7 protein-coding genes are annotated in these 6572 nt (G+C 55.9%); 2 read left to right on the top strand and 5 right to left on the bottom strand.

Annotated features, from left to right (window positions below):
- Window positions 1-50 precede the first annotated feature (50 nt).
- From GXY01S_RS17160 to GXY01S_RS18145, 5 genes are all read right to left on the bottom strand, one after another.
- The gene (locus GXY01S_RS17160; RefSeq protein WP_082770826.1) at window positions 51-359 is read right to left on the bottom strand and encodes a hypothetical protein; all 309 of its coding nucleotides are present in this window, start codon (window positions 357-359) and stop codon (window positions 51-53) included.
- Window positions 356-1045: a nucleotide-binding protein gene (locus tag GXY01S_RS10085; protein WP_061274697.1), complete on the bottom strand. Its 690-nt coding sequence runs from the start codon at window positions 1043-1045 to the stop codon at window positions 356-358. The genes GXY01S_RS17160 and GXY01S_RS10085 overlap by 4 nt, the downstream gene beginning before the upstream one ends.
- A 601-nt stretch (window positions 1046-1646) precedes the next feature.
- Window positions 1647-3152 carry a tyrosine-type recombinase/integrase gene (locus tag GXY01S_RS10090; protein ID WP_061274699.1) on the bottom strand — a complete coding sequence of 502 codons (1506 nt, stop codon included), beginning with the start codon at window positions 3150-3152 and terminating at the stop codon, window positions 1647-1649.
- 13 nt (window positions 3153-3165) lie between these two features.
- The gene (locus GXY01S_RS18140) at window positions 3166-3639 is read right to left on the bottom strand and encodes a hypothetical protein (protein WP_146222786.1); all 474 of its coding nucleotides are present in this window, start codon (window positions 3637-3639) and stop codon (window positions 3166-3168) included.
- 25 nt (window positions 3640-3664) lie between these two features.
- Window positions 3665-3925, bottom strand: coding sequence for a hypothetical protein (locus GXY01S_RS18145; RefSeq protein WP_146222785.1), 261 nt, complete (start codon window positions 3923-3925; stop codon window positions 3665-3667).
- A gap of 472 nt (window positions 3926-4397) precedes the next feature.
- On the opposite strand from GXY01S_RS18145, the gene GXY01S_RS10105 reads away from it, so the two are divergent.
- Complete coding sequence (locus GXY01S_RS10105) at window positions 4398-4958, top strand: hypothetical protein (protein WP_061274705.1); 561 nt, start codon at window positions 4398-4400, stop codon at window positions 4956-4958.
- A 309-nt stretch (window positions 4959-5267) separates the two neighbouring features.
- Window positions 5268-6557 (top strand): abortive infection family protein, encoded by a 1290-nt coding sequence (locus GXY01S_RS10110; RefSeq protein WP_061274707.1) that lies wholly within the window; start codon window positions 5268-5270, stop codon window positions 6555-6557.
- The last annotated feature ends 15 nt before the right edge of the window (window positions 6558-6572 follow it).

A 6572-nucleotide genomic window follows, 5' to 3' on the forward strand; every position in this document is an offset into this window, starting at 1 on the left:
TGCGGATGCTATCAGTTGCATGCCATGCAACCGATAGCCACCATAATAAGCTAGATGCCCGCGCGTTTCATAAGATCGTCAATACCTTCCCAGTAAGCCAGTCTGTTGTCGTCGCAGAACGCTATGAAACGCTCAGCGATCTCAACCGGAACTCTGGTATTTATTGTGATCGTCGGTCCGACCGATTTTTGGCGTCTAGGTGCGGTGCGTGCCCCGGGCTCACGAGGGACAAAGCCAGCTTCTACGCTGGCGGCGTCAGTTTTGCGGAGTGACTCAGGATGCACCTCACGAGGCGGCCGAGGCGAAATACCTGCGAGTTTTTTTCGTGTTTCGCCAAAACCATATGTGTCGTCAGTCATGCTGCTTGCTCGCCTCCCCTTTCGATGTCTGCGATTACATCAACCAATTCATCGGCAACTTCTCCGGCATTCTTAATAGCTTCTGTCAGTCCATTTACCTCTTTCGGGTCAAGCTCATTCAAAGCACAACGTCGCACGAAGATAGCCTTGTAGGCTTGTCTTTCGTTGAGCGCGTTGCGGAACATAGGCAGTCCCGCCCCCTGAATGTGGCTGACAATTTCTTTCTCAATGCGGGTGCGAATAATCGGGCTGGTCCGTGTGAGAATAATTCGAAAAGGGATGTGACGGTCTCCTAACGCCTCTTCCTCTTCGTGAATCAATTCCACCGCACGGCTCGCCTGACGAGCGTCCACTCCACTTGCTTGAAGTGGGATGAGCACCAATGACGCCTGAGTTATAGCGCGCGAAACAAGACGGCTCGCCGTTCCTTCGAGATCAACGAAGACGAATTGATTAATACTGGCCTGATCTTTGATCTGACGGATTATCGTTGATTCCTTGGTGTCGGTCACGACGGAGAAGTCGCATTCGGAATTGCCACGACGCCAGTCAGCTATGGGCTGATTGGGATCAGCATCAATAATCGCGACCGAGGCGCCCATTCGTTTGAGGGTCTGCGCCATGACCAACGTCAAGGTACTCTTACCAGCGCCCCCTTTTGGATTTGCTACAACGATTACGGGCATTCTGCTTTCCTTTAGGCGCCAAGCGTTGGAAGTCGCCAAAAGCTATCGGTAGCACACCATGCTTTTGCCAGCATGTGGTAGCATGATGTGCTACCACATGCAACCGCCTGCATGCGTGCTTAACTAGAGCATTCACTCGCATGCATGTGCATGCATGCGCGTGCTTACATGATGGAATACTTGCTGCTCAATGTGGTGAACGGTTGTATGACGCGGATTTCCCGCTCCAAGTTTAGAACCCAGCCCTACTTCCTTGTATCGCATGCCTGCGCATGCGAGCGCACGCATGCTAAAAAAAACCAGCCATCTCATATCGCTTAGGATCGTCTCTTACTCCTAAGACGACAAGGATGGACCTTATTCTATGAACGCTCGCACACGTTAATACCGGTTATCGGTTAGGCGTTTGAGCGATATACGATAGACGGATGTGCTGCGACCTTCGTCGGGTTTTTCGCTTTCTGCGAACTGGCAAAGGCGGAAAGTCACCAACCCCAACTGGCAGCATAGAGAGCACGCGCAGGCATGTGGTTGCATTGCATGCACCCGCGTGCATCCGCATGCTTTCGGTTGCGGTCACTCAAAAGCCTTTAGAGGCACGTTAAAACCGCGTCTTCCCTGGATGCTTCGTGAGCGCCTGATCGTCTTCGATGTAAGCTTCCAGCACGCGGTAATCGCGATGCCGTGAGAAACGCTTGAGCGACATCAGGTCAAAGCCATCCTGTGCTCCGGTTGTGATGGCGCCACGGCGCAGGCTGTGGCCACTGAAGTCGCCTTCGATCCCGGCCACCACGCAACGCTGCTTGATGATCTTGGCGACCGACCAGTCCGAGAGGCTCTGCGCCCCAATCTTCGGGGCAGGGGGCGGCTCGTTGTCCTTAGCAGCGGCCGGTGCCCAGATCCGCGGGAAGGCAGCCGTCGTTACGTTCTCGCTGTCGGCCTTGGCCCCCTTGGTCTTTTTTCGCGGCGTCAGCTTCGACTGCCGCAGCCACGTCTCCCAGGCGCGCACCGGACAATGCCGGGTGATCCCGCGCGGAATGATGATCGTGGTGCCCTGATGTTTCTTGTCGCCTTTGGAGCGGGGGAGGGTGATCCGCATGCAGTCGTCGTCGAGCGTGACGTATTCAAGCTGGATTGCGGCCAGTTCGGAGCGGCGCAGGGCACCGCCATAGCCGATCAGCAGAATGGCGCGGTCACGGGCGTCCACCAGCGAGGTCATCGGGATCGCATCGACAACCTCGCAGATCATCTCCCAGGTCAGACCCTTTACCTGACGCGGCAGTGCTTTCCTTGGGGCGCGGTGAATGCCCGCCAGGGTCTCGGAAACGAGCGCGTGGGTAGTCGGAACCGGAAGATGGGCGATGTGATGGAGATAACGCAGCGCCGCCCGATGCAGTTCGATCGTGGGCGGCTTCCGTCCACGCAATGCGAGATCCGCGAGATAGGTCGCCACGTCCTCGCTGCGTGCGGGGAGGGCGGAAAGCCCATGACGTCCCGCCCACGCACACCAGCCGCTGATGGCCGAGCGATAGGCGCGACGGGTATTGGCGGCCTTGCCGAGCTGCACGAAGGCACCAACGGCCGCCTGTGATGTCTCCAGTCGTCCGTCGTGTTCGGGGATATCCACTTCGGACAGGGCGGCGAACCAGCGCGCCACATTGGCTGGAGCCTGTCCAATAGGAGCAGGGACGGAAATCGCGTCCGGACCCTCTCTGTCAGCCTGCGCGGACATTGGCTTACCATGGTCAACCGGAACCAGGGACGCGACGAACGCCAGCCGTTGGCGATCAAGCTCCAGCACCAGCTCAAGCCGGAAACCAACAGGTAGAGAGGGGAGGGCGGTTTCGACCATCGTGCGGGCAACGGCGGCGTGTTCCGCGCTTTGGGGGAGTTCAGTGTCCGGCAGGAAGTCGCCATCGGGAAGCGCGCTGCCGGCGATGAAGACGGGCAGGGGAGGGGAGAAGCAGGCGGTCGAGAGAATGGGGCGCAACACCTCGGCCGAAGCGTCGGCCTCGCCCAGACGTTGCCGGGTGAGACGATCCACCTGTTCGAGAACACGCGGGCGAAGAACGGGCCAGGATCCAGTCAGGTGGAGAGTGTCAAGCATTGCCCCTTATTGTTTAGCGGGCAGGGGTGAACTTGCCATCCCCGAAAACGACGGTTTCGCCAGAGATTTTCGGGGATCCAGCACTGGGGCGTCCTGTATAACCGCCCGTGGTGACATGAAGCGCACCTGCCCTGATCCTTACCTGCACGTCGGGACTGCAGTTGCCGAACACCGGACTGAGGCGGGCAGGGGAGGTGGTGAGATCGACCGCCTGGAACTGCATCTCGCAGGCATTGCCGCCTGCGCTTTCCGCCAGCAGCACGTAAGTGTGTCCTTGTCCCGTGTAAGGGCCGAGAAGCCCGACCTGCTCATTGTCGGTATCGTGCTTCAGGACTGATCCATCCACTGCAATTACGTGATCTGTCTGACCAACTGTGCGCACTGTAATTTGATGGTCCATCACGGTGAGAGAGGTCACCGGTTCGGCCGCATATGCTGGACACACGATAAAAACGGCAAAAGTCAGAAGTGCTGAAATCTTCTGCAAGGCAAACTCTCCGGGGGTTTAATTGTCAAATCGAATGTACTGCACATCCTTTTCGGTTTCCGGGAAACAGTTTCAGTGAAATGGCAAACCCAATGCTTTTGAGAACTGGAGCAAGGCGTTTGGAATATCCTGCTCCGGCGAGAGCGGCCGCTTCCAATCCGAAAGTTTCAGTGAAGGTGTCTGGTGGGTAATCCGTAGCACCACGAGCCACGATCCGACGCGCATACTCTTCGACCTCTTTATCTGACAGTGAGTTCACAATTTTCATTTGCTCTTCATACGTCATGTAATTTTTCTCCGGGGTTTGTTTGTCAGTGAGATCAATGAGTGCGGAACATCTCGTGGGACCGAGGTAAGACGTATGCGCCCACCCCGACAGAGAACCCGCAGCAGATGATAATGACGGCTGCGCGGACAACCGACACCCTCTTCCGTAACAACGCTATTAAAGCGACCAAGATGACAAATGCGCCCCCTGCGATGGCGACGACACAGGCCAACCAGATTACCGACTGAAGTGACAAAATGTCTCGTAGCGGCATTAGCAATACTCCAAAGTCGGGGTTTGGGTGTGAGGGAATGGATGCTTATCTTTGGGCGGGCACGGGTTCATTACCGATTTGGCTTGCTAAACTTAAAATCTCTGTTGTAGTCTTTCAATAGAAAAATGTTACTACAGGGATTGCAAGTTGTCTGACGGTATTCACACACGGCTGTACGTCAGAAACGGGGTATCTGGGTTACCCCCGGAGCGCCAGATGGAAATCCTCGATTCAGCGGGCTTCTCAGGGCCGGTTTATCGGGATGAACTCTCCCGGAACGACATGAGAACCCGCAACGTCGAGGCGTTGACGCAGCGAGCGGAAATGTTGCGGCCAATTAAACGGCCCGTGGCAGAACGCATTGCTGTTGCAAGCCTTCGTTGCCTCGCTCTGACGGCGGTTGACCTGTCCAGTGTTCTTGTGGCGGCGGCAAAACGAAAAGCGACGATACATGCTGTGGATACGGGTGAGGCATATCCACCCGGCGGTGGCATCGAGGACGTGCAGGCCGCGATGCTTGCGTGGGAGCGCGGACGGCGCACAGGCCAAACGCTGGCGGCGCGAAAGAAAGCCGCAGAGGTTAACCCCAAGCTGGTGGAGGAGCGTCGCGAGAGAGCCTTGAATATTGCACTCCCCTTGTGGGGTCTCCCCACGGCGGCGATCACAGGGCCTGAGATAGCCAAGAGAGCCGGGATCTCCGTGGCCTCTCTGATTACTCATTTAGGACCGCGTCGCAAGGCGCAGAAAAAACGAGAAAGGAACGATCTAAATGACTGACAAAGAGACGACCGTTTTTGTTTTGAGACTGATGTCCGCTTTCTGAAAAGCCAAACTCTCACCTAAGTGTCCTGGATAAAGGTGAGTGCTGTCTGTCTGGTCTGTTTCCATTGAGCAGACAGACGGTTTTGGGGGATGAGTGGATTGTCCGCCCTATGGCAAATGGGTTAGACATGAGACATCGGCGTAGAGGCTTTGAAGACCCACTCCCGCCAGCTAGGTTTGGGGTCAAAAAACATCTAAATTGACGTAAATTCAGAGATATACCATCTCCTTTAAACTCAAAGTGCAATGCTTTAGACTTGCTATATGCAAGATTTGATTGAACGTCCCGCTCGTTATCTCGCAACGGTCGAAGAACTGCTTGCCGCCGAACGAATGAACCAAGCCGCGGATCTGCTGCGTTCGGCCGCGCCGCGCATTGAGCGAACCGGGTTCGACAACTGGAACGGTGGGACCGAGTTATGGACTGTTTACCTTGCGATCGATGCCGCCGATTACGCGCTCCTCGGCGCTGCCAGGACTGGCGTCGAGGAGCAAATCACCCAGCGCCTTAAAGCCGTTCTGGAGCCCTATAGTGAAGATTGGTATAGCGCCAAGATCGTCCCACGCCTTGCTGAGCCAGGTGCAGCCGCTAAGCCCAATGTTCGAATTAGACGACAAACCCGACTGAACATTATCGACGGCCTCCGGATTGAGAAAGTCAGATGGTGCGGTAATCTCGACGAAGTCGATTTCCTTGCACGTATCTATGATCTACAGACGTTGCCGTCCTACGACTCCCGATACAAAGACGCGGCTGGCGACATCTATCAGCATCGCGTTAACAACTGTGATTGGTCCGAGGATTGGATCTATGACGATGTGCGGTTAGGTCTACAAGGCGGGGCGGATGATGTATTTTTGCGCTTCCTTTGCGAAACTGTCCACCCGGTCGTCCGACCTGACAAGGATGCGTCAATAAGGCTAGTTACACAATATAACGACCAACTCCGACAGGACGGTTGGTCGCTGGTTGAGGAGGAACGCATTGCGGGTCGGCCGCGCTTCGTTGCTCGTAGAGCCGGGCTTGCGGGACAATTAGCAGTCTCCCGTGCCAGAACCGTCGCCGACGCCCTCGACGCGGGCTGGATGCAGAAAGAGATTGAACGTCTTGTTGTGGCGGTCGAATCTGACCCAGCATTAGCTATAGGCACTGCAAAAGACTTGGTTGAAAGTTGCTGTAAGTCGATCCTTACTCGCCAGCAAGTTCCATTTACCAAGACCGCGAGCTTACCCGAACTCACAAAACTTCTCACTAAAGAGCTACGGCTCGTTCCCGAGGGCATCTCGGAAGAAACCAAGGGTGCCCAGACAATCCGTCTTCTGCTTCGTAATTTGACAACAATCACTCAATACTTGGCTGAACTTCGCAGCCTCTACGGTTCTGGCCATGGTCGCGACGGCAAGCACCGAGGTCTAGAACCACGGCACGCGCGCCTTGTAGTCGGCGCGGCCGTGGCCTTCATCGATTTCATGTCGGAAACCTATCACCAACGTATCTCGCCCACCGCGCTGCCTCAGATCGATCCGTCTTCGATACTGCGAGTAAAGTCCTGAAATGTAGTCTCGTCG

This window comes from Komagataeibacter xylinus NBRC 15237 (genome assembly GCF_001571345.1).
In the GTDB taxonomy this organism is placed as follows: Bacteria; Pseudomonadota; Alphaproteobacteria; order Acetobacterales; family Acetobacteraceae; genus Komagataeibacter; species Komagataeibacter xylinus.